22 protein-coding genes, 4 tRNA genes and 2 pseudogenes are annotated in these 21,703 nt (G+C 61.5%); 8 read left to right on the top strand and 20 right to left on the bottom strand.

Annotated features, from left to right (window positions below; all coding sequences use genetic code 11):
• The first annotated feature begins 91 nt into the window (after positions 1-91).
• Positions 92-165 (top strand) — tRNA-Pro (locus ACFQT0_RS03330).
• 103 nt (positions 166-268) lie between these two features.
• Positions 269-342: transfer RNA gene (locus tag ACFQT0_RS03325), tRNA-Pro, on the top strand.
• A 121-nt stretch (positions 343-463) separates the two neighbouring features.
• On the opposite strand, the gene ACFQT0_RS03320 is transcribed toward ACFQT0_RS03325, so the two are convergent.
• The 7 genes and pseudogenes from ACFQT0_RS03320 to ACFQT0_RS03290 form a co-directional block, all read right to left on the bottom strand.
• Positions 464-994 (bottom strand): hypothetical protein, encoded by a 531-nt coding sequence (locus ACFQT0_RS03320; protein ID WP_380200379.1) that lies wholly within the window; start codon positions 992-994, stop codon positions 464-466.
• A gap of 10 nt (positions 995-1,004) precedes the next feature.
• A pseudogene (locus ACFQT0_RS03315) lies at positions 1,005-2,161 on the bottom strand (zinc-dependent alcohol dehydrogenase).
• A 310-nt stretch (positions 2,162-2,471) separates the two neighbouring features.
• Positions 2,472-2,987 (bottom strand): GyrI-like domain-containing protein, encoded by a 516-nt coding sequence (locus ACFQT0_RS03310; RefSeq protein WP_380200377.1) that lies wholly within the window; start codon positions 2,985-2,987, stop codon positions 2,472-2,474.
• A gap of 42 nt (positions 2,988-3,029) precedes the next feature.
• Positions 3,030-4,853: an ABC transporter ATP-binding protein gene (locus tag ACFQT0_RS03305; RefSeq protein ID WP_380200375.1), complete on the bottom strand. Its 1,824-nt coding sequence runs from the start codon at positions 4,851-4,853 to the stop codon at positions 3,030-3,032.
• 114 nt (positions 4,854-4,967) lie between these two features.
• The gene (locus tag ACFQT0_RS03300) at positions 4,968-5,390 is read right to left on the bottom strand and encodes a hypothetical protein (protein WP_380200373.1); all 423 of its coding nucleotides are present in this window, start codon (positions 5,388-5,390) and stop codon (positions 4,968-4,970) included.
• A gap of 53 nt (positions 5,391-5,443) precedes the next feature.
• Complete coding sequence (locus ACFQT0_RS03295) at positions 5,444-5,731, bottom strand: hypothetical protein (protein ID WP_380200371.1); 288 nt, start codon at positions 5,729-5,731, stop codon at positions 5,444-5,446.
• Between the two features lie 98 nt (positions 5,732-5,829).
• Positions 5,830-7,031: pseudogene (locus ACFQT0_RS03290) on the bottom strand (thiolase family protein).
• Between the two features lie 88 nt (positions 7,032-7,119).
• Between ACFQT0_RS03290 and ACFQT0_RS03285 the strand changes: the two are divergent.
• The gene (locus tag ACFQT0_RS03285; RefSeq protein ID WP_380200369.1) at positions 7,120-7,593 is read left to right on the top strand and encodes a DUF4293 family protein; all 474 of its coding nucleotides are present in this window, start codon (positions 7,120-7,122) and stop codon (positions 7,591-7,593) included.
• A 77-nt stretch (positions 7,594-7,670) separates the two neighbouring features.
• Here ACFQT0_RS03285 and ACFQT0_RS03280 read toward each other — a convergent pair whose 3' ends face one another.
• The 8 genes from ACFQT0_RS03280 to ACFQT0_RS03245 form a co-directional block, all read right to left on the bottom strand.
• Complete coding sequence (locus tag ACFQT0_RS03280) at positions 7,671-8,492, bottom strand: DUF4476 domain-containing protein (protein WP_380200367.1); 822 nt, start codon at positions 8,490-8,492, stop codon at positions 7,671-7,673.
• A 180-nt stretch (positions 8,493-8,672) separates the two neighbouring features.
• Complete coding sequence (locus tag ACFQT0_RS03275) at positions 8,673-9,317, bottom strand: OmpA family protein (protein ID WP_380200365.1); 645 nt, start codon at positions 9,315-9,317, stop codon at positions 8,673-8,675.
• Positions 9,318-9,337: 20 nt separating this feature from the next.
• Positions 9,338-10,594 carry a hypothetical protein gene (locus ACFQT0_RS03270; protein ID WP_380200363.1) on the bottom strand — a complete coding sequence of 419 codons (1,257 nt, stop codon included), beginning with the start codon at positions 10,592-10,594 and terminating at the stop codon, positions 9,338-9,340.
• An 85-nt stretch (positions 10,595-10,679) separates the two neighbouring features.
• Entirely contained in the window at positions 10,680-10,868 is a 189-nt protein-coding gene (locus ACFQT0_RS03265; protein ID WP_380200361.1) for a hypothetical protein, read from the bottom strand.
• Positions 10,841-11,179: a hypothetical protein gene (locus ACFQT0_RS03260; RefSeq protein ID WP_380200359.1), complete on the bottom strand. Its 339-nt coding sequence runs from the start codon at positions 11,177-11,179 to the stop codon at positions 10,841-10,843. Before ACFQT0_RS03260 ends, ACFQT0_RS03265 begins: the two co-directional genes overlap by 28 nt.
• A 210-nt stretch (positions 11,180-11,389) precedes the next feature.
• Positions 11,390-12,241 (bottom strand): (Fe-S)-binding protein, encoded by an 852-nt coding sequence (locus ACFQT0_RS03255; RefSeq protein WP_380205894.1) that lies wholly within the window; start codon positions 12,239-12,241, stop codon positions 11,390-11,392.
• A 221-nt stretch (positions 12,242-12,462) separates the two neighbouring features.
• The gene (locus tag ACFQT0_RS03250; RefSeq protein ID WP_380200357.1) at positions 12,463-13,269 is read right to left on the bottom strand and encodes a 4Fe-4S dicluster domain-containing protein; all 807 of its coding nucleotides are present in this window, start codon (positions 13,267-13,269) and stop codon (positions 12,463-12,465) included.
• Positions 13,256-13,867, bottom strand: coding sequence for a hypothetical protein (locus ACFQT0_RS03245; protein ID WP_380200355.1), 612 nt, complete (start codon positions 13,865-13,867; stop codon positions 13,256-13,258). The genes ACFQT0_RS03250 and ACFQT0_RS03245 overlap by 14 nt, the downstream gene beginning before the upstream one ends.
• A gap of 171 nt (positions 13,868-14,038) precedes the next feature.
• Here ACFQT0_RS03245 and ACFQT0_RS03240 point away from each other — a divergent pair.
• Positions 14,039-14,111, top strand: a tRNA-Phe gene (locus tag ACFQT0_RS03240).
• Positions 14,112-14,388: 277 nt separating this feature from the next.
• On the opposite strand, the gene ACFQT0_RS03235 is transcribed toward ACFQT0_RS03240, so the two are convergent.
• From ACFQT0_RS03235 to ACFQT0_RS03225, 3 genes are read right to left on the bottom strand one after another with little or no spacing between them, the layout of a single operon-like run.
• Positions 14,389-14,580 carry a hypothetical protein gene (locus ACFQT0_RS03235; RefSeq protein WP_380200353.1) on the bottom strand — a complete coding sequence of 64 codons (192 nt, stop codon included), beginning with the start codon at positions 14,578-14,580 and terminating at the stop codon, positions 14,389-14,391.
• Between the two features lie 43 nt (positions 14,581-14,623).
• Complete coding sequence (locus ACFQT0_RS03230) at positions 14,624-16,126, bottom strand: TonB-dependent receptor plug domain-containing protein (protein ID WP_380200351.1); 1,503 nt, start codon at positions 16,124-16,126, stop codon at positions 14,624-14,626.
• 5 nt (positions 16,127-16,131) lie between these two features.
• A complete protein-coding gene (locus ACFQT0_RS03225; RefSeq protein WP_380200349.1) occupies positions 16,132-16,833 on the bottom strand; it encodes a TonB-dependent receptor in 702 nt (233 codons plus the stop codon).
• 433 nt (positions 16,834-17,266) lie between these two features.
• On the opposite strand from ACFQT0_RS03225, the gene ACFQT0_RS03220 reads away from it, so the two are divergent.
• Positions 17,267-17,842, top strand: a complete 576-nt coding sequence (locus ACFQT0_RS03220) for a fasciclin domain-containing protein (RefSeq protein WP_380200347.1) — start codon at positions 17,267-17,269, stop codon at positions 17,840-17,842.
• 77 nt (positions 17,843-17,919) lie between these two features.
• On the opposite strand, the gene ACFQT0_RS03215 is transcribed toward ACFQT0_RS03220, so the two are convergent.
• Entirely contained in the window at positions 17,920-19,152 is a 1,233-nt protein-coding gene (locus tag ACFQT0_RS03215) for a J domain-containing protein (protein ID WP_380200345.1), read from the bottom strand.
• Between the two features lie 148 nt (positions 19,153-19,300).
• Here ACFQT0_RS03215 and ACFQT0_RS03210 point away from each other — a divergent pair, with 148 nt between their 5' ends.
• The 3 genes from ACFQT0_RS03210 to ACFQT0_RS03200 all read left to right on the top strand — a co-directional run bounded on the left by ACFQT0_RS03210 (position 19,301) and on the right by ACFQT0_RS03200 (position 21,343).
• On the top strand, positions 19,301-19,678 hold the full coding sequence (locus ACFQT0_RS03210) for a phage holin family protein (protein ID WP_380200343.1): 378 nt from the start codon (positions 19,301-19,303) through the stop codon (positions 19,676-19,678).
• 6 nt (positions 19,679-19,684) lie between these two features.
• Positions 19,685-20,446: a hypothetical protein gene (locus ACFQT0_RS03205; protein ID WP_380200341.1), complete on the top strand. Its 762-nt coding sequence runs from the start codon at positions 19,685-19,687 to the stop codon at positions 20,444-20,446.
• Between the two features lie 111 nt (positions 20,447-20,557).
• Positions 20,558-21,343, top strand: coding sequence for a geranylgeranylglyceryl/heptaprenylglyceryl phosphate synthase (locus ACFQT0_RS03200; protein WP_380200339.1), 786 nt, complete (start codon positions 20,558-20,560; stop codon positions 21,341-21,343).
• A 194-nt stretch (positions 21,344-21,537) separates the two neighbouring features.
• On the opposite strand, the gene ACFQT0_RS03195 is transcribed toward ACFQT0_RS03200, so the two are convergent.
• Positions 21,538-21,610, bottom strand: a tRNA-Thr gene (locus ACFQT0_RS03195).
• Between the last annotated feature and the right edge of the window lie 93 nt (positions 21,611-21,703).

The raw sequence follows: 21,703 nt of genomic DNA, 5'->3' as shown, positions 1-21,703 counted from the left end.
AAAGGCGCCCTCGGGCATTTGCAAAACTTTATTTGCGCTTCGGTTGCACCAAATTCAAAAAAGCCCTTACCTTTGTCACTCCAATACCAATCGGGGTGTAGCGTAGCCTGGTATCGCGCCAGCATGGGGTGCTGGAGGTCGTAGGTTCGAATCCTGCCACTCCGACGGAAGAGCAGCCGCTCTCAAAAGCCTCCGAACTTCCGGGTTCGGAGGCTTTTTTCGGCCGCAATATTGGAAATAGAAACAGGCCGCCCCATCGGCCTGCTTTCGGGGTGTAGCGCAGCCCGGTAGCGCGCGTCGTTCGGGACGACGAGGCCGTAGGTTCGAATCCTGCCACCCCGACATCAACATTTGCACGCAGAAAAGCCCGCTGAACCTTCGTTCAGCGGGCTTTTTCGTTTTAGCTCAATAAGTTTAATCGGGGAAGGCAGTCAGCCCAACAACGGCTAAGCCGCCCCGTGGGCTAGCTCGCGGTGCTGCGATACCGGCCCCGGGCGGCCCGGGGCTTGCTGTTGCCCTTTCGGCTCAACAGGGCCACGGTGCCGCCCACGACCAGCGCCGCCGTAGCCAGCTTTAGCACCAGGGTTTTCGGGCTGTGCTTCCACTCGGCCTTGTAGCCTTTTTCGGCAAAGATGTTGGGCACGGTGCCGTGGGCCAGGTCGTCGATTATGCCTTCTACGACGTTAATCTTGTCGGCCATTATCAGCGGCAGCCAGTGCAGGTACTCATTTTCGCTGTACTTGAACGCGAACCGGCGAATCATGCCGCTCAGGCCGGAAGGAGGCACCGAGTTGCCAACCACTGCCGTGTAATCGGGGCGCTCGATGGAGTGTAGTACTTCCCGGTCTAAGACCTGTTGGGTGGGGCGTACCCAGGAGCGGCCGTCGTGCTCCTCGCCGGTCCGGTGCCGGTTGGGGTAGGTGGGTTCGTTTTTGGGGTCGGCATCGATGCCCCAGCCGGGGATGTGGGCAAAATCTTGGGCGGTCTTTTTCATGAGGCGCGACTTAGCTGTTAGCAGTTGGGGGGATGAGCACGGGCTTGATGCAATTGTCAAGCTTAGCCGAAAAATGCGGTAGCCATCGGCTACTTCCTCTAACGGAATGCGGTGCGTTATCAGCTCGCTGGGCTTAAGAATGCCGTTCATGACATGGTCGATGAGGCGGGGCAGGTGGCGCTTCACCGAGGCCTGGTTGGCCCGAATGGTGAGGCCCTTGTTGAGCACGTTGCCAATGGGCACGAGGTTATCGGTGGGGCCATACACGCCCACAATGGAAACCACGCCGCCTTTGCGCACCGAGTTGATGGCCCAATGCACCGCCGTGGCCGAGCCGGCCTGCAGCAGCAGCTTGCGCCCGGTAATGGTTTGCATGGCGTTGCCGGCAGCCTCGGCGCCCACGGCGTCGATGCAGGCGTCGGCGCCAATCCAGTCGGTTTGTTTTTTAATAAACATAACCGGGTCGTCCATGTCGCTTTCGAAGTTGTAGGCTTCGCACTTGGCAAAATTCTTGGCAAATTCCAGGCGGTAGTCTTCTTTGTCGAGGATGATGACGCGGCCCGCGCCAAACAGCCAGCAGCAGCGCGCGGCCATGATGCCCACCGGGCCCGCTCCGAACACCACCACCGTGTCGCCGGGCTGAATGCCCGCCATTTCGGCGGCCTGGTAGCCGGTTGGCGTTACGTCGGTGAGCATCACGGCGTCGTCGAGGCTCATGCCTTCCGGAATCAGTGTTGGGCCCACGTTGGCGTAGGGCACGCGCACGTATTCGGCCTGGCCGCCGTTGTGACCACCGGCCGTGTGCGAGTAGCCATAAATGGCGCCCACCGCCGTGGCTTCGGAGTTGGATTCGTGGCAGTTGCCGAACATGCCCTGTTTGCAGAAGATGCAGCGGCCGCAGGCAATGTTGAACGGCACCAGCACCCGGTCGCCCACTTTTACATTGGTCACTTCCGAACCGGTTTCCACGATTTCGCCGACAAATTCGTGTCCGAACGTCATCCCGACGCGCGTATCCGGCACGTTGCCATTATATAAGTGCAGGTCAGACCCACAAATACAGGTGCGCAGGACCCGGACAATCGCATCCTCGGGATGCTTGATTTCGGGCATGGGCTTTTGAACCGCGCGGACCCTTTTCGGGCCTCTGAAATCCATTGCTAGCATAGAATTATTCTTTAAGATGAGCGAGGGATGACTGTTGTGCGCCGGCGCTTTTGCGGGACTAATAGCCGTTGCTTTTATTCCCGAGCGTTTGCCGTATCACCTCTAGCTGTACTTGACTCATCCTTTTAGGTTGGCAATAAGAAGTTTTTGAAGAAGCATTTAAGTAGTTACCCATTTTATTTACTTAGCTACCTCAGTATAATTACTTATAAACTGTTGGGATGGTAGGGCAATAAAAAACGCTCAGCGGTTGGGCTGAGCGTCTGTTGAGCTAAATTCCGGACCTTGCCCTGGCGCGGCGAAGGTTATTTCACGCCCACCCACACCTCTGAGGCATCGTTGGCGCCAAAGCGTTCCAGGTAAAATCGCCGCGCTGCGTGAGTTTCTGCTTTTTCACGGCCTCAAGGGCGGCGGGGTACAGCTTGTTGGGCGCCAGCAGGTAGCTGACGCCGGTGAGGCGGGCGGCCACCACACGCTGGCCGGCCGGCACTTGGCGGTAGCGAAAGCCCGCGGGCAGCGGTTGCGTAGTGTCGGCCACGGCCACGCCGATGAAGGCCGTGATGGTATCGTGCGCTGTTTCGGGGTCGTTGAGGTAAAGGTTGGCCAGGTCGCCGCGGAGCTGGGTCTGGGCTTCTTTGGCCCGACGGAATAACTGCCCAAACTCGTCGCCCCGCACGGAACCGCGGTAGGGCTGGCCGGCCAGATACAGCGGAGCCGCGGTGGTTTCGAGGGCTACGGTAGGCTCGCGGGCACCACCCAGGTACACGTAGACGCCCGCCGCAAGCAGGGTGAGCGCAATGATGGCAAGAAACAGGTAACGAGTCATTCTGGAGCTTCGCTTAGTGATGAATGAAGGGGTAGGAAGGAGTTAGGACGAGGGCAATTCCTCATTCCTCACTCCCAACTCTTCATTAAGCGGAGCGTCCGCAACGATGTACTGCATGCGGTAGAGCTGGGCATAGTAGCCGCCTTCGATGCGCAGCAGCTCCTCGTGGGTGCCGGTTTCTTTGATTTCGCCTTTGTCGAGGACAATGATTTTGTCGGCTTTCTGGATGGTGCTCAGGCGGTGGGCAATGACGAGTGAAGTACGGCCCTGCATGAGCTTTTCGATGGCGGCCTGAATGAGCTCCTCGGTTTCGGAGTCAACAGAGGAAGTGGCCTCGTCGAGCACAATCACGCGGGGCTGGTACACCATAGCCCGCACGAAGCTGATGAGCTGGCGTTGGCCGACCGAGAGCGTGGCGCCGCGCTCCATCACCGGGTAGTTGAGGGCCCCGGGCAGGCGCTCGATGAAGCGGCGGGCGCCTACGAGGTCGGCTGCTTCCCAGATTTGGGCGTCGCTGATGGTTTTATTGCCCAGCGTGATGTTGTCGCGAATTGAGCCGGCGAAGAGGAACACATCCTGCAGCACCACCCCGATTTGGCGGCGCAGTAGGCTCAGGTCGTAGTCGCGCAGGTCGCGGCCATCGATGCAGATGCTGCCTTCCTGAATGTCGTAGAAGCGGCTCAGCAGGTTGATGATGCTGGTCTTGCCGGCACCGGTGGCGCCCACAAACGCAATGGTTTGGCCGGGCTGCACGTGGAAGCTAATGTCTTTGAGGACCCACTCGGGCTCGTTGTAGGCGAACTTGACGTGCTTGAACTCTACGTTGCCGCGCAGCTCGGTGGGCGCGTAGGTGCCGGAGGTGGCCACCAGGTCTTTGTTGTCAAGGAGCTTGAGCAGGCGCTCGGTACTCACCAGGCCCAACTGAAGGGTGTTGAACCGGTCGGCAATCTGGCGGATGGGGCGGAAAAACAGCGCGTTGTACATGATAAACGCGATGAGGGCGCCCTTGGAGATGGTGCCTTCAATCTGGCCCTGGGCCGCGTACCATACCAGCAGGCCCACCCCGATGGCGCCCAAAACCTCGGCCACTGGAAAGTAGATGCTATAGTAAAGCACCGAGCGGATGTTGGCGTCGGTGTGCTCCTTGTTGATGGCTTCGAACTTGCGAAACTCCCGCTCTTCGTTGTTGAAAATCTGCACCACGTTCATGCCCGTGAGGTGCTCCTGCACGAAGGAGTTGAGCTTGGCCACGGCGTTGCGCACGTCCTGAAACGAGCCCTTGATTTTCTCCTTGAACACGTAAGTCGAGAAAAGCAGCGGCGGAATCACCGACAGGCTTATCAGGGTGAGCCGCCAGTCGATGTAGAACATGAAGCCCATGATGAAGAGCAGCTGCAGGATGTCGCCGGCCATGGCCGCGAGCCCTTCGCTGAAGACGTCGGACAGCGTCTCCACATCGGAAATATTCCGGGTGGTGAGTACGCCGATGGGCGTGCGGTCGAAGAAGCTCAGCTTGAGGTTGAGCAGGTGGCGGTAGAGGTCGGTGCGGATGTCGCGCACGATGTACTGACCCAGCCAGCCACCGTAATACGTTTGCAAATAGCTCACGCCCGCGTGGGCCACCAGCAGCACCAGCAGCAGCAGAAACATGGCGTTGAGACTCTTCATGTCGCCCTGCTCGATGCTCACGTCCACCATCCGCTGGATGAGGAAGGGCCGCAGCGTGCCCAGCACGGCCGTGGCTACCGTCAGGAAAATCAGCCCAATAAATACGCGCCGGTAGGGCCGGACGTAGGCCAGCAGGCGGCGCAGCACCGTCCAATCGAATACCTGGCCGGTTTTGGTAGCAGAAGTGGTTGGGTCCATAAGTCAGGCAAAGGTCGGGAGTAAACCGCACCGAGACGAAAAAGTCTGCACGAACCCTTAGAACGTTCTGCTAAGCACCGCCGATGCAAAGCCTTCTGGGAAACCTATGCCTCCTTAGCTCTCTGCGTCTGGTACCACGCCCGGCCCATATTCCACCTTGCTCAGAAACAGGCCGCGCGCCGGCGCAGCCCCACCGGCATCTACCCGCCGCTGCGACCAGAGCAGCTCCTGAAACTGGCGCGGCGTCATCTTGCCGCGGCCCACTTCCAGCAGCGTGCCCACCACCAGCCGCACCATGCCGCGCACAAAGCGGTTGGCCCGAATGCGGAATACCAGCCCGCCCGGCGCCGGGTGCCAGCCGGCCTCGTAGAGGTAGCACACGTAGTGGTCGACCCCGCCTTTCACTTTGGAAAACGAGGTGAAGTCGAACTGCCCCACGAGGTAGCCGGCCGCTTCGTTCATGGCCACTACATCGGGCGTGCGGTCCAGGTGCAGGGCGTGGTCACGCCGAAATGGGTCGGGGTGGGGCGTGAGCACGAAGTACTCGTAGCTGCGCTCCTCGGCCGAGAACCGGGCGTGCGCATCGTCGGCTACGGGGTGCAGGCGCAGGGGGCAATGTCGGTGGGCAGGGCGCGGCGCAGGCGGTAGAGCAGCAGCTCTAGCGTCATGCCGTCGGGCAGGTCGGCATCGAAGTGCGCTACCTGGTGGCTGGCGTGCACGCCCGTATCGGTGCGGCCGCTCCCCAGGCTGTGGATGGGCTGCCGGAGCACCTGCGAGAGGCAGCGGTCTACCTCGGCTTGTACGGTGAGGGTGTTGGGCTGCACCTGCCAGCCGTGGTAGCGGGTGCCGTCGTAGGCGAAGTGAAGGAAGTAGCGCATGGGTTTAATAAAAAATGAGGAATGAAGAATGAGGAATGAGAAAGAGCCGGAAGGCCAATTCTTCATTCCTCATTCTTCATTCCTCATTAAGCGCGGCGCTACAGCTTCTCGTAAATGACCGCGGCGCCCTGGCCCACGCCCACGCACATGGTGGCCAGGCCGTAGCGCACGCCCTCGCGGCGCTGCATCTCGTGCAGCAGCGTGGCCGTGATGCGGGCGCCGGAGCTGCCCAGCGGGTGGCCAATGGCAATGGAACCACCATTGACGTTGATTTTGGCAGGGTCCATCTGTAGCTCCCGGATGCAGGCAATGCTCTGAGCGGCAAAGGCTTCGTTCAGCTCAATCAGGTCCATGTCGGCCAGGGTGAGACCGGCGCGCTCCAGCACCTTGCGGGTAGCCGGAATGGGGCCCAGGCCCATCACCGAGGGTCGACGCCGGCCACGGCCGAGGCCACCACCCGCGCAATGGGCTTCAGGTTGTAGCGGCTCAGGGCCTCTTCGCTCACCAGCAGCACGGCAGCCGCGCCGTCGTTGATGCCGGCGGAGTTGCCCGCCGTCACGGTGCCGCCATCGGGCTGGAAGGCAGGCTTTAAGGAAGCCAGCTTTTCCAGGGACGAGAAGCGGGGCTGCTCGTCGGCGTCGAACAGGGCCGTGTCGCCTTTGGGCTGCGGAATGAACACGGGCACGATTTCCTTGCGGAAACGGCCTTTTTCGAGGGCCCGGGCGTATTTGCGCTGGCTTTCAAAAGCAAAGGCATCCTGCTCTTCGCGGGCGACGCCAAATTGCTTGGCCACGTTCTCGGCGGTCTGGCCCATTGAGAAGGGGTGGTGCAGCTTGCTCAGGCGGGGGTTGATGAAGCGCCAGCCCAGGGTGGTGTCGTGGGCCGTCAGCTCCCGGCCAAAGGCCGATTCCGACTTGGCCATCACAAACGGCGCGCGGGTCATGCTTTCGGTGCCGCCGGCCAGGTACACGTCGCCCTCGCCGGCCTTGATGGCCCGGGCGGCGTCCATGATGCTTTGCAGGCCCGAGGCGCACAGGCGGTTTACCGTGCTGCCGGGCACCGTGATGGGCAGGCCCGCCAGCAGCGCCGCCATGCGGGCCACGTTGCGGTTGTCTTCGCCGGCCTGGTTGGCGGCGCCCATGATGACGTCTTCAATGGCGTTTTTATCAACGGAGGGATTGCGGCGCATGAGCTCGCGGAGTACATGCGCGGCCAAATCATCGGGGCGGACGCTGCTGAGCGCGCCGCCAAATTTTCCAATCGGGGTACGCACCGCGTCCACGACATAAGCAGTTGGCATTCGAAGTATCAATAGCGGCGCAAGCGCCGGATGGGACTAAATTTGTGGCCCCGGCACAAGCGCGGGGCATTTTTAACTAACAGCAAAGATGATACAAAGAATCCAAAGCGTGTTTTTACTGTTGCTGGCTTTGGCCATGCTCAGCGTGTTAGCCTTGCCGCTCTGGCACAAAGTTGACGGCCTCACCAGCCAGGAACTGACCCTCTCCGCGTTCGGCTTCGCGGCCAAAGGCTTGACGCTGCCGGCCTCCACCGGCCCGGTTTGGGTGATTGGGCTGCTGGCGGGCGCCTCGGCGGCCGTGGCCTTCTATGAGATATTTCAGTTCCGCAGCCGCGGCAAGCGCCTGCTGCTGGGCTCCATCAACCTGCTGCTCATCACCGCCACGTTGGGCGCGGCCTTTTACTTCTCCAACCAAGGCGAGCAGCTGCTCAACCTGAAGCTGGAAGGCCAGTTTCTGGCCGGTTTCTACCTGCCCACCCTGGCCTTGCTGCTCAACCTGCTGGCCAACCGCTTCATCCGCCGCGACGAGCAGCTGGTGCGCAGCGCCGACCGCCTCCGCTAAATTGAGCTAATCTAAAGCAAGAAAGGCCGCTGTAATTGCTACAGCGGCCTTTCTTGCTTTAGATTATCATCCACTACTCAGCGATGCGGATTCGCGCCGATGGCTTGCTGCACTTCGCGCGCACTGGCGTCGAAGTCAAACGCGCCGTATACGCGGTAGAAGTTCTGTGGGTCGGCTACGCGGGAATGGGCGAATTTGGCCAGCTCAACCCGCGACGCCTCGAAGTCCAGAGTACGCAGCAGGCGCTTCAGGTCGTCAGCGAGGATGCTGTTCTGGCTCAACGCCTCCTTGGCCATAGCCAGCTTGCTGGCTTCGAAAGGCCGTTGCTGCACGGCCTGCAGCAGGGCATCCACGTCTTGCGGGGCCATCACGCGGTAGTTGTTACCGGTTGAGCCGGGGTAGTAGTAGCCGCCGTTGGAGTCGCTGAGGTTGCGGTCGTAGCCGTCGTTCTGGTTGGCGCCCGGGTACGGGTAACCGGTGCTGCCATTGCCCTGGCCATAGGGCACGGGACTGTTGTAAGTGCCGCCGTAGCCATTGCTCCGGCCCCGGCCGTAGAGGGCCACGGCATTTACCTGCCGCAAATCGAGCGGGCGCCCGGGTCGGGCTATCAGGACGAAGGAAGTTTCGAGGCCGGGCTCCAGCCACACCCGGCTACGGAACCGCACGGCCCGGCCGTACGCCGTGGGCACCGTGAAATCGGCCCAGTGGGCACCGGGCGCCAGCTGGTCGACGTGCACCTGCTGGGCCATGCCCCGCGTGAGGGGGCGCCCATCGAGCACCAGCCCAAACGGCACGCCGCGCTCCGACGAGAAGTTAACATTAGCCGGTGGCGGATAGGCCAAAGCGGGGGCCACGGCAGCAAACAAGCCAGCCAGGGCGAGGAGTAGGGCTTTTTTCATGATGCAGAAAGTGAAGGGACCCCGGTGAATCCGTGGGTATATCACTATTTTCAAAACTTATGCCACAATTGGAGGCTTCGAGTAGCTAGATCTATTCACGCCCTTCTACGAGGGGGATGGGCACAAAAAGCCCCGGCAACTGGTGTTGCCGAGGCTTTCGGGGAAGGAGATTGAGCTGGATTACTTGGCTACCCGCGTCACCTTGAATTCGGTGCGGCGGTTGCGCTGATATTCCTCCTCCGATTTGGGTTTGGCGATAATGGGGCGGGTTTCGCCATAGCCCTTGGCCGTGATGCGGGACTTGTCGATGCCTTTGCTCACGATGTAGTCGACGGCGGCCTGGGCGCGCTGCTGCGAGAGCTTCTGGTTGTAGGCGTCCTTGCCGCGCTGGTCGGTGTGCGAGCTCAGCTCAATCGAGATTTTGGGGTTGTCGGCCAAGGTCTGCACCAGCGTGTCAAGGCGGATGGCCGCATCCGGGCGGATGTTGAACTTGTTGTAGTCATAGAGAATGTCTTTGACCTCGATGGCTTTGGCCAGAATGATTTTGTTCAAGGTCAGCGTCACCGGCAGGCGGATGTCGTTGGTCAGGTTGGGCAGCTGGTCCTGGCTGGGCTTACGGCCCACGGTGCTTACGGTGCCGCGGGCTGCGAAATCACCGGGGCGCTCGGCCACCAGCGTGTAGCTGCTCACCGAATCCAACTTGACGCTAAACTTGCCGTCGGGGCCGCTGGTCACGGTCTGGCGCTGGCCTTTGGGCCCCGCAATGCTGACCTGAGCCCCGGCAATGGGCAGGGTGGTTTTGGCTTTGTCGTCGCGCTCGAGCACGGTGCCATCGACGTAGAAGGTTACCAGCTTGGGCGCCTTCTTCTTGAACGTGTACAGGTCGTCGGAGCCTTGCCGCCGGCCCGGTTGGAGCTGAACAGGCCCATGTCGGGGCCCATCGGAACGGGGGCAAAGTCGTCGGCCACGCTGTTCACATCGGCCCCCAGGTTCACGGCCTGGCCGCCTTTCACCATAAAGATGTCGAGCTTGCCCACGCCGGGCCGGCCGTCGGAGGCGAAGTACAGGGTGCCGTCGGGCGCCACGCCGGGGAAGTTGTCGTTGCCGGCCGTGTTGATGGTTTCGCCCAGGTTTTCGGCCGGCGAGAAGCGGCCGTTCGGGCCCAGGGTGGCCTTGTACAGGTCGTTGCCCCCTTGCCCGCCCTTGCGACTCGAGGCGAAGTACAGCGTGGTGCCATCGGGCGCAAAAGCCGGCGAAAAGTCGTCGGCGGTGCGGTCGTTGATGTTGGCCAAGATGGGCTCGCTCCAGGCGCCGCCCTTGAGGTAGGAAATCCAGAGGTCGACGCTCAGGTAGCCTTTCTTGCTGCCGTCGTTCGAGCGGGCAAACACCATGGTTTTGCCGTCGGGGGTGTAGGTGGCGCTGGCCTCGTGCTTGTTTTCGGAGTTGAAGGGGCCTTCCAGCTTGCGGGCGGTGCCGCCGGTCATGGTCGCCGCGTTGTCAAACTTGATGGCGTAGAGGTCGTTGAAGTTCTCGCCGTTGCCGAGGTACTTCTTGCCTTCGCGGCCGGAGGTAAACACCAGGTCGCCGGTGCCGGCCACCATCGTGCCGCCAAAGTCAGACGCAGGTGAGTTCAGGGCGTCCACCGGCATCACGTCGTATTTGTTCTTGATGGCCGCTACCTCCTTGCTGGCCAGCGCATTTTTGGCCTCGGTTTCGGCGCGGCCGCCCAAGTTGCGGTTGCCGCCGCTGGTGGCGTAGCTGGTGAACTGGGCCGCGGCCTCGTCGTATTTGCCGTTGGCCCGCAGGGCCTCGGCGTAGCGGAAGCCAGCGTCGGGGTTCTTCACCTTGCCGTCCAGCGCCTCCTTGTAGAAAGGTTCGGCCAGTTCCACACGGTTGGAAAGGCGGTAGGACTCGCCAATCCGGAAGTTGGCCAAGGCCGCGTTTTTGCCCTTCGCGGCCTCGGCCTTGTACAGCGGGATGGCTAGCTCGTACTGGCCGCGGGCAAATTGCTTGTCGCCCTTACTCGCGCCGCCCGAAGTGGCACAGCCGCTTAGCAGCGCGGCAGAGCCAGCGGCAGCGCAAACGAACAATAGGTTCCTCATGGATGAAGCGGTACTAGGGAAAGCAGCCCGGGAGAGTATTTCCACTGGCTTTTGAGTTAGCAATAATACTATGTTTAGGTAGGACTTACGCGGGCTGCTGGTTTTTTCCCTCCGGCGCGAAGTAGCGCGCCAGCCAGGTGTCGCCCGCGGGGCGGGGCCATTTAGTATCCAGTTCAGCCTTAGTGGCTAAGGTGTTATCGAAGTAAAAGGTGTTGGGCCCGACGGTGCCGGCGGCCACGGCGTCCTTCAGCTCGCTGCGCTTGAGCAGGTGCACTGTGCCGTCCTGAAAAAAGCCAGCAGCGACTTGTCCAGCAATTCCACGTTGAGCTGTTTTTCCAGCTGCGCCACAAACCGCACCGACGCATCGATGGAACAGCCGCTCGCCCCGGCCAGGTTTTCATCCAGCCCAATCACCAGAAACTGCTGGTGCAGGAACTCGGCGGAGGCGTGCAGGGTACTGCCGTGGCTGGTCCAGTCTTCGGCGAAGCGGGCCAGGCGCGGCATCACGCCCACGATTTCCAGGCCCGTGAGCCTGGCGGCTGGCCTGGTAAATCCATACCCGGGCCTGGGCGGGCAGATGGTCAAAAGCAACGTACATAAATCACTGATTTTTCGGATTTGAGCGGATTTCACGGATTTTGTGGACGGCAAAACTGTGGAAGCGCTAAGAAAAGGCAAGTACCAAACGCTGTTTAGCTCATTATTGGAAACGCTCTTGCCGTCCAATAATTACGCCGAACGAAATATCGTCCACAAAATCCGCGAAATCCGCTCAAATCCGAAAAATCAGTGATTTTAGGCGTTGATGCCCTCGGCGGAAGCTACCAACTCGGCTAAGTCGAACACCTGCACGCGGCTTTCCTGTTCCTTGTTTTTCACGCCGTCACTCATCATGGTCATGCAGAACGGGCAGCTCACGGCAATGATGCTGCCTTGCAGGTCGTGCGGGCCGGGGGCGTTGGTTTCGGTTTCCACGCCGCCCAGGTTGGCCAGGGCTTCGGCGGCGCCGCTCAGCGTGGCCAGGGCTTCCTCGGTGCGCTCGATGTTGATGTCTTTTTTGCCGGGCTCGGGCTCTTTCCACATCTGAGCGCCGCCGGCGCCGCAGCACAGGCCGTTGGCGCGGCTGCGCTTCATCTCCACCAGGTCGGCGTCGAGGGCGGCCAGCACGTCGCGCGGGGCTTCGTAGATGTTGTTGGCGCGGCCCAGGTAGCAGGAGTCGTGGAAGGTGATGCGGCGGCCCTTGAAGCTCTCGCCCCCGGTCACGCCCACTTTGCCCTCGTTGATGAGCTGCTGCAGGTAGGTGCTGTGGTGAATTACCTCATAATCACCGCCCAGCGCCGGGTACTCGTTCTTGATGGTGTTGAAGCAGTGCGGACAGGCCGTCACGATTTTCTTGATGCCGTAGCCGTTCATCGTCGTGATGTTCGTCATGGCCTGCATCTGAAACAGAAACTCGTTGCCGGCGCGCTTGGCGGGGTCGCCGGTGCAGCTTTCTTCCAGGCCCAGCACGGCGTATTTGGTGCCCACGTGCTCCAAAATGCGCACGAAGGCGCGGGTCACGCGCTTGTACCGGTCATCAAAAGCGCCGGCGCAGCCCACCCAAAACAGGATTTCGGGCGACTCGTTGCGGGCCGCCAAATCGGCCATGACGGGAACGTTAATCTGGCGCTTTTCGCCAGCGGCGGGAGTGGTTGGGGACATGGGAGCTTAAGAATATAGGAAGGCGCTCACGCAGAGTAGAACGTCATGCAGAGCGCAGCGAAGCATCTCTACCGCGTAACTAATCCAATCAGCTCAACGAAGCGGTAAAGATGCTTCGCTGCGCTCTGCATGACGCGCTTATGATTATGGCGTTATGCTTTTAAAGACTATACGACTGTCGCGGCTGCCGGCTTCTCGGCCGCAAACAGGTCATCGGCCCAGTTAAACCGGTCCGACGGCGAGAAGGCCCATGGAGCGCCGTTGTTCTCGATATTGGAGAACATGACGTTGAGCGAGTTGGGCGCGGCCGACTCTTCCAGCACCAGGAAGCGGCGCATCTCGATGATGCTTTCCAGCGGGTTGATGTTTACGGGGCAGCTTTCCACGCAGGCGTTGCAGGTGGTGCAGGCCCAGAGCTCCTCGGGCGTCACTTTGCCGCGCAGCAGGGTGGCGTTGGCCAGGTCCGTGATGGGCTCGTGTTTGGCTTCGGCGCCGTACACGTTGGGCCGGAAAATGAGGGGCGAGTTGTACTTCTCCTCCATCCGGTCGCGCGTGTCCATGATGATTTTGCGCGGCGAGAGCAGCTTGCCCGTGAGGTTGGCGGGGCACACCGAGGTGCAGCGGCCGCACTCGGTGCAGGAGTAGGCGTTGAGCAGGCTGGTCCAGGGCAGGTCTTCCACATCTTTGGCGCCGAAGGAAGTAGGCGCCAGGGCCGAGCCATCGGGCGCGGTAGGGGCGGGCGGCACCACGTAGCTCGGGTCCATCATGGCCTTCACCTCGTGGGTGATGCTCTCCACGTTCGAGAACTGGCCCTGGGGCACCAGCCGCGAAAACCACACGTTCGGGAACGTGATAATGATGTGAAAGTGCTTGGAGCTGGGCAGGTAGTTCAGGAACAATAGGATGCCGACAATGTGGGCCCACCAGCCCACCCGCTCCAGCAGGTGCAGGGCGCTTTCGTTAGCCGGAAACAAGTCCGTGAGCAGGCTGCTGATGGGGAAGGTGCCGGGCAGGTCTTCGCCGCGCAGCCTGGTGCAGCTTGAGGTCGGCGGTGTTCATCGTGAACAGGGCAGCCATCAAAATCACCTCCACATAGAGAATGATATTGGCGTCGAGCTTGGGCCAGGCGCGTAGCTCCACGCCGGTGAGGCGGCGCACGGGCTGGGTGCGGTTGCGGCGCCACCAGAAGGCGATGACGGCCAGAATCACGAGCGCGCCCAGGATTTCATTGGTAGCCATCAGCACGTCGTACAGCGGCCCGAGGAAACTCAGCGACCGATGGAAACCGAAGTAGCTGCCGAAAAGGCCGTCAACCACAATCTCGATTACCTCGATGTTAATCACCAGAAAGCCCACGTACACAATGAGGTGGAGGAGGGCCGGGGTGAGGCGCTTGAACATCTTTTGCTGACCGAAGGCCACCAGCAGAGTCTTCTTGAAGCGTTCAGCTGCATTGCCGCTCATGTCGCGGTCGCGGCCCACTAAGATGTTGGCGCGAATTTTCCGGACTTGCCACGCGAAGAAGCCAAACGCAGCTACCAGGAGCAGCAGAAAAAGGATTGATTGCAACATGCGGGTAAAGGTAAGGAAGTGGGAACGTTTGCGGCTGCAATATACTCGGCATGCCGAACACTTTTCCGGGAAAACCCCGGGCCTCAATACTTTTTTTACAGTAATTCTTGCGTCATTGTTTTGGTTTCGTACCTTTGCGGTCCCCAAAGCGCAGTTCTGCCGCGGGGAAACGGCAACATAGCTCAGTTGGTAGAGCACAGCACTGAAAATGCTGGTGTCGTTGGTTCGATTCCAACTGTTGCCACAGAAAACCCCGTTTGCAAGCTGCAGACGGGGTTTTTGCTTTTAGCTCAATTTGCTTGGAAGCATATTGAGCTGATTCCGCTGGCTGCTGCATTTGTACGGGTAGTTACTGTTCGGATTAAGCCAGGAGCCCGGAACGTTAGCCCCACAAACCTTTGACGGTCACATCTGGCAAAAGTGGATGCAACACGCTGGCGGGCCGCATAAATGCTCGCAACACCGGCATGACACGTCTGGGCTCTAGCTTAATCAGTACGGATAGCAGTAAACGCTTCTGCTTAAAACTCCACGATAAACCCGATGGTGGGCACTATCAGCGCGTCTTCATCGAGCAGGAGGATGGGCACAGCGTTGCGGCCGTCGGGGCGCAGGGGCTGGCCGTCGGTGGTGGTGTAGCCGGTGTTGTCGGGGGTGCGCTCGAAGGTGTAGGTGGGCGGCGAGGCCGGCTTGGTAAGCAGGGCGTTTTGCACGTCGATGTAGAAGTCGAAGCTCAGGCGGCGCAGGCTGATTTTCTTATCGAGGCGCAGGTCGAGCCTGCTGGAAACCGCCGAGGCGGCGCGTGTTGAGCTGGCTGTAGTCGAGGATGCCCGTGCCCACGGCCTGATAGCTGGCGCGGCTGGCCTCCTCGTCGTAGGGCGTGTAGGGCGAGCCGCCGCCCACCCGGTACTTGGCGCCCAGCTCCCAGCCGCGGCCCGCCTGGTAGCCCAGCAGGGCCGAGCCCAGAAAGCGTGTATCCCAGGCCGAAGGCTTGTACACACCGTCCTGCCCGTTGAACTCCGACCGGAAGCCTGTGAGCGAGACGATGGCAAACAGCTTGCCGCTGAGCTTCTGCTGGAAGAAAGCTTCGACCCCGTAGGTGCGGCCCCGGCCGGTGCTGGTCACGGCCTCGTTGCCGATGGCGTTAAAGTCGCCGCCCAGGTTGGCCAGGCTGATGCCGTCGCGCACCGACACTGGGTAGTAGGCGTACTTCTTGTAAAAGCCCTCCAGCGTGAAGCGCGTGGCGGCGCCCGGCAGCCACTCCAACCCGCCTACCACGTGGTCGGAGCGGATGTAGCGGCTGGCGGAGTTCACCCGAATTCCGGCTTCGTCGCGGTAGCCCAGAATGGTGCTGGGCGGAATTTTGAAGTAGCGGCCCAGCGAGGCGTTCAGGTTCAGGGTGGGCAGCAGGGCGTAGGATACCGAGGCCCGCGGCGAGAGCGTGCGGTCGAGCCGGTAGCCCTCGCGTAGGGCCGTGGTGCCATCGGCCCGCATGCCCGCCGATACGGTGAGGCGGCTGTCGGCGCCGTAAGTGCGCGTGGCCTGGGCAAACGCGCCGTAGCGCAGAAAGTCCAGGTCCGTTTTGAAGCGGACCGTGACGCCGGGGCTGATGAGCGTGCCGCGGGCGTCGCGCACTTCCGACCGGATGCGGTTAATCAGGTTGTTGTCGTAGTGCTGCAGCTGGCCCACCACGCCGTAGCTGTACTGCCAGCGGCCCACGCGCTTGTTTACGTCGGCGCGCAGCTTGTTTTCGGTTTCGTGGGTGCGGGCGCCCAGCTTGCGGCGGCTCTCGTCGCCGAGGTAGCCGTACTCAAACGCGTCGGCGGTGCTGCTCTGCTGGGTGCGGCTCAGGGCCACGTTCACGAAGCCGTTGTCGACGAGGTGGCGCAGGTTTAGCCCAACCGTGTAGTTCCACTGGTCGATGGTGGGGTTGGAGCGCAGCACGTATTCTTTGGAGGGCGAGCTCTTCTTCGGCGGCACAATTTCGAAGTGGTCGATGGCGCCCAGGCCCAGGCTGGTGAGCGTGGTTTTCTCCGACAGCTTGGTGGTGGTCTTGAACTGAAAGTCGTAGAAATCGGGCCGGATGGGCAAGTCAATCAGCTTGAACAGCACCTGCAGGTAGCTGCGCCGGGCCGAGGCCAGAAAGGTGGTGTTGGAGGTCAGCGGCCCCTCCAGCGTGGCTGCCACCTCGGTGCCGGAGGTGCGCAGGTTGCCCTGAATGCGCTCGGAGTTGCCGTCGCGCTGCCGGAACTGCAGCACCGAGCTCAGGGCGTTGTCGTAGCGAGCCTGAAAGGCCGCCTGCTCAGCGTCACGTCTTCGATAAAGCTGACGTTGAGAATGCCCGCGGGCCCGCCCGCGCTACCCTGCGTGGGAAAGTGGTTGATGACGGGCACCTCGATGCCGTCCAAATAGTACACGTTTTCATTGGGTGCCCCGCCCCGGATGATGATGTCGTTGCGGAAGCCGGCCGTGCCGCCGCTGCCCCCGCCGCCCACGCCGGGCAGGCTCTGGACCACCCGGGAGATGTCGAAGTTGCCGCCGGGGTTGCTCTTGATTTCCTCGGTGGTGAGGCGCTGCACGCTCAGGGGCGTTTCGGCCGTGGCCACCCGAATGGCGCGGTTGGCGGTCACCGTCACTTCGCCCAGGGCCTGGGGCACGGCGTTGAGCTCCAGGTTCAGGGTGTTCACGTTGCCGCTGCTCAGGCTGATGTTGGCCCGGATGAGCGGGTCGTAGCCCACGAAGGTGGCGCGCAGGTTGTAGGCCCCGGCCGGCACACCCGGCAGGCGGTAGCGCCCTTCGGCATCGGTGGCCGTGCCAAACGCCGTGCCCTCCAGCGTAATGCTGACGCCGGGCAGCACTTCCTGCGTGGCCCGGTCGCGCACGGTACCGGCCACGGTGCCCACGTTCTGGGCATGGGTGTAAAAGCAGGAAAGCAGAAGGAAGGCGAGCAGGGTATAAAGGCGCATACAGCAGCAAGTAGCTGACGGTGCAAATGTTTTGGGCAGTGGTAGAAAGCAGAGGGCGATGATTATGCTGAGCCGAGCCTGGCGGCACAGCACCCCTACCGGGCACGGCCCCGGCCTCGGTTCGCTTGATGCGCGAAGCCCGCGGAGAGGAGTGCCAACCGAGTGTAGCGCGGACTTTGTAGTCCGCGTCCCCGCGTCCGTTTGATTAAGGCCGTTCCGGACGCGGACTACAAAGTCCGCGCTACGTTCGCGCATAGCTGGTTCCCCCTCTTTTTAAGAAATGTGCTTCAAGCATTTTTTGGGGAGCAGGAGGGCGGTTCCACCCGTTGAGCCAGCTCAACTGCCAGAAATATTCCACGCCATGAAATCCAATGGCCGAACCAGCCGCGTAGGTGGGTCATCATTCAAAACATCCAACCAATTATCTATTCAGATGAAAAAGACCTTTTTCTCCCTCGCCGTTGCAGTCCTGTTGAGCGCCGCTGCCACCACGTCGGTTTCGGCTCAGGCCATGATGACCCCCGGCACCGTGATGGTGGGTGGCATGGCGATGTATCCTTCTAAGGACATCGTAACCAACGCTGTTAATTCAAAGGACCACACCACCCTGGTGGCCGCCGTGAAAGCCGCCGGCCTGGTGGAAACGCTGCAAGGCAAAGGTCCCTTCACGGTGTTCGCTCCCGTGAACGACGCCTTCGAAAACCTGCCCGCCGGCACGGTAGAAACCCTGCTCAAGCCCGAAAACAAAGCCACCCTGACCAAGGTGCTGACTTACCACGTGGTAGCCGGCAACATGACGGCCGACAAAATCATGTCGGCCATCAAGGCCGGCAAGGGCAAGGCGTCGTTGAAAACCGTAAGCGGTGGCACCCTAACGGCCATGATGAACGGCGCCCACAACGTGGTGCTTACCGACGAGTCGGGCAACACGGCCAGCATCTCCACGTACGATGTGAAGCAGAGCAACGGCGTGATTCACGTAATCGACAAAGTGCTGCTGCCCAAGTAGTCCTTTCTGAGCTAGCGATAACAACTTCAAACAACCGCCGTGGGCTTTGGGCCCGCGGCGGTTGTTTGCGTTTTGGGCTATCTCGATTTGTCCCGCTTTTTCAGTGGCTTTGTTGTGGACTTTTTCTCCGCAGACACCTTCTCTGCCGCTTGCCCGGCTTCCGGTGCCGGGGGCTTGCAAGTGGCCTCGGCCTTGCGGGCATATTCGTAGCCCAGTACCAGGGCGCGGCGGTAAAATTCGCAGGCTGCGGCGGTGTCGCGGGTGTGCGCGGCCAGGCGGCCGAGCAGGAAGTGCGTGCGGCCGTCGTTGGGGTTGGCCTGCAGCACCTGGAAGTAGTCGGCGCGGGCTTCGGGGTAGCGGCCCAGGGCCGTGAGGGCCAGGCCGCGTACCTGCAGGTAGCGCCACGGCACCGCAGCGCCGGCGCGCTGGCGTTGGGCCAGGCCCTGGGTGAGGTCGGCCAGGGCCGGCTCGGGCTCGTTGCGGTCGAGCAGGCGGGCCTGCCCCCGGGCCAGGTAGGCCCCGCTCAGGGTGCTATCGAGAATCAGGGCGCGGTTGAAGCTGAACTCGGCGGCGGTGTGCAGCCCTAAATCGGTTTCGCAGCGGCCCAGGCGGTAGAGCATGTCGGCGGCTACCCGGCGGGAGTTGGGCTGGAGCAGGGCCTCCTGAAAGTCGGCCCGGGCTGCGGCAGGGTTGTGGTTCACCAGCAGTTCCAGCTCGGCCCGGCGGCGCAGGGCTGGCGCGTAGTCGGGCCGGAAGTGCAGGGTCTCGTCCATGAAGCTGTAGGCCGCCGCCAGCTGCCCGCTGGCGTAGGCGCGCAGGCCGTCCCTGTAGTTGCTGTTGGCAGTTACGCGGTCCATGGTCACCTTCACGAACAGCGTAAAAACCACAATACCGAGCAGAAACAGGATGGTCAGCGTCCAGTCGCGGCGGGTGAAGCCGGCCCGCTGGCGCGGAATGCGCTGGTAGTGCCGCTCCTGGCTGCCCGCGGGCGGGCGGGTGCGCAGCGGGGCGGGCGGCGGCATGGGCACGCCGTACACGTGCTGGGACGCGGGGCGGTATTGCTGCCGGCGCTGGGCTTCCTCGGCCCTGCGGGCGGCCTGGGCCAGCTGGAAGTCGTAGGTGGCGCGGCGGCCGGGGTCGCCGAGCACACGGTATGCCAGGGCCACCGCCTTGAACTGGTCCTCGTAGCGCACGTCGCCGCCGTGCTTGTCGGGGTGGTACTGCACCACCAGCTGCCGGTAGGCACGCTTTATTTCGGCGGCCGGGGCAGTAGGGGCTACTCCGAGGACTTGATAATGATTCTCACTCACGCTGGGCACCAAACACAAAGGACCTTACAAAAGTCAGCCATGTAACGATATTTTCCGTAGAACCGGCTCAGTCCGTTGCCATTTTTGTTTCTGGCCCCCGGGCTCGGCCTTCATCCTGTTCTTTCCTGACACCCCTATTTCGCGCCGTATGGTCCTCGACGACGACACCTCCAAAACGCCCCGTAACGACAGCCTGATTGGCAATCTGACCGGCTACCTCGACACCCGCATCGACTTGGTGCGGCTGGAAATTCAGCAAAAGGTAACGACGACTTTTGTCAGCACCATTCACGGCGTGACCCTGGCCATCCTGGGCCTGATGTTCGTGGTTTTCCTTAGCGTATTCGCTGGTTTGGCCCTTAATTCGGCCCTGGATAGCTCCTATTGGGGCTTCGGCATCGTGGCCGGGTTCTACCTGGTGCTGTTGGTGCTCGTGCTGGTGGGCGTAGACAAAGCCGCCTTCCAAGGCATGGCCAACAAGATGCTCAAAGACACCATTTATAAATCTGACAAACGCCAAGCCTAGCCTGCTATGAGTGACCTGCAAAATCCCCTGTTCGACGAGGAAAAAGAATTTCTGGAACACAAGAAGCTGGAATATGAGCGCGCCCTGCGCGGCGACGTAGACCACATCAAGGAGCAGTCGGCGAAAGTAGGCAAAGTGGCACTAGTTGGCGCTGGTCTGGCCGGGGGCATCTGGCTTATCACCAAGGCGTTCGGCGGGAAGAAAAAGAAGCGCAACCGCTACGCGAAACCCGAAGACGACTTCGCCGAAAACGGTTACAACGGTGACGAGTTCGAGAACGAGGACTTCGAGGGTGAAGACGAGTTTGGCGCCGAGTACTACACGGCCGGCAACGGCAAGCGCTACCGTAGCGTCCGGTACCAGAAATCAGCGGCTGATTCGGCCCGGGCGTTCATGGAGCAAGACCAGCCCGAGCACGGCCGCGAAGCCGACGACCTTGGCTTGGGCTCGAAAGCCGCCCCGCGCCCCGAAGAGGTAGAAGAAAGCAAAGCCGGAGCTTCCTCCTACGAGCAGGCCTATGATTCGTCCTTTGACCCGGAAGAGTTTGAGGACGACCCTTTCAAGGACCTGCCTTACGACGACAGCCGCCGCCTGCCCGCGTCGCACGCCTTCGACGAGGCCAGCGACCGGCCAAGCCAATACACCAATGCCCGTCCGAAGAACAACATGGTTGCGTCGGTGCTGCAGGCCTTCCTGAAGTCGGACACCGGCAAGGTACTGGTGGCCCAGGCCGCCGCCGTGGTGCTGGCCATGGTGACAAAAAAGTGAGCGAGTTTTTCCCGGCCGACAAAAATCCCGACCTTGCGACCTCCCCGGCCTACGCGCCCGCTCCAACCGGGGCCGCTCCTGCCGTTTCGCTCGCTTCTCCTGCTTCCCCGGATGCGTCCACCCACACCTCTTCTATATGACGCGCTCCGGACTCGGCAGCAACAGGGCCGCAAGGCGCTGGCTGTGCTGCTCGACCCGGATAATCTAAACGAAACCAGTCTGTTGCACCTGTTGCGCCTGAGCCAGGCGCATCCTGTAGATTACTTTTTCGTAGGGGGCAGCCTGGTGCTTAGTGCGCACCAGGCTGCCCTTATTGCGTTGATAAAGGAGCATTCCAGCGTGCCGGTGTTGCTGTTTCCCAGCCACAGCCTGCACCTCGACGGCCCCGCCGATGGCGTGCTGCTGCTCTCGCTCATCTCCGGCCGCAACCCCGATTTTCTGATTGGCCAGCACGTGGTGGCCGCGCCCCGCCTGCGGGCCAGCGGCCTGCGCCTGCTGCCCACCGGCTACATGCTCGTGGACTCCGGCCGTCCCACCACCGCTTCGTACATGAGTGGCACCGCGCCCTTGCCCCACGACAAGCCTGGCATTGCGGCCTGCACTGCCCTGGCCGGCGAGCAGTTGGGTTTGAAGCTGATGTACCTCGATGGTGGCAGCGGCGCCCAGAATCCCGTGTCGGCAGCTATGATTACGGCCGTGCGCGACGCCGTGACTACCCCTATCATCGTGGGCGGTGGGCTAAATACCGGCGAGAAAGTGTACGCTGCCCTGGCCGCCGGCGCCGATGTAGTAGTGGTGGGCAACCACATCGAGGCCGAGCCGGAGTTTCTGGCCGAGGTGGTCGGCGTGGTAGCTTCATTCAACGCCGTCACAGCATCTGTTGGCACCGAGGCTTAGGCAGCAGAGTTGCGCCCTTCTTCCTAACTAATAGCAACGCTCTGAGCTACGGCGCCACATGCTACTGGAGGGAATAGTCGGAATTTGTTAAGCACTTGCCCCACTAAGCCGCTCGTCACCGGCCGGCGTAAAAACAGAAAGCCGCTTTTGCTCAAGCAAAGGCGGCTTTCTGTTTTTCTCAGTAAAGATTACTGAGCCTCTTATTGGACTCGAACCAACGACCTGCTCATTACGAATGAGCTGCTCTACCAACTGAGCTAAAGAGGCTTGTTCCCCGGCCAACGTTTTTGGAAGGGACTGCAAAGATAGGCACCGTGTCGGACGCCGCGCAACCGTCGCCGTGGAAAAGTTTAGTAACCC

It is taken from the genome of Hymenobacter humi (genome assembly GCF_042665855.1).
Classification (GTDB): Bacteria; Bacteroidota; Bacteroidia; order Cytophagales; family Hymenobacteraceae; genus Hymenobacter; species Hymenobacter humi.
The sequence above is the reverse complement of the archived record's forward strand: the minus strand, read 5'-3'. Positions and strand labels throughout refer to the sequence as shown.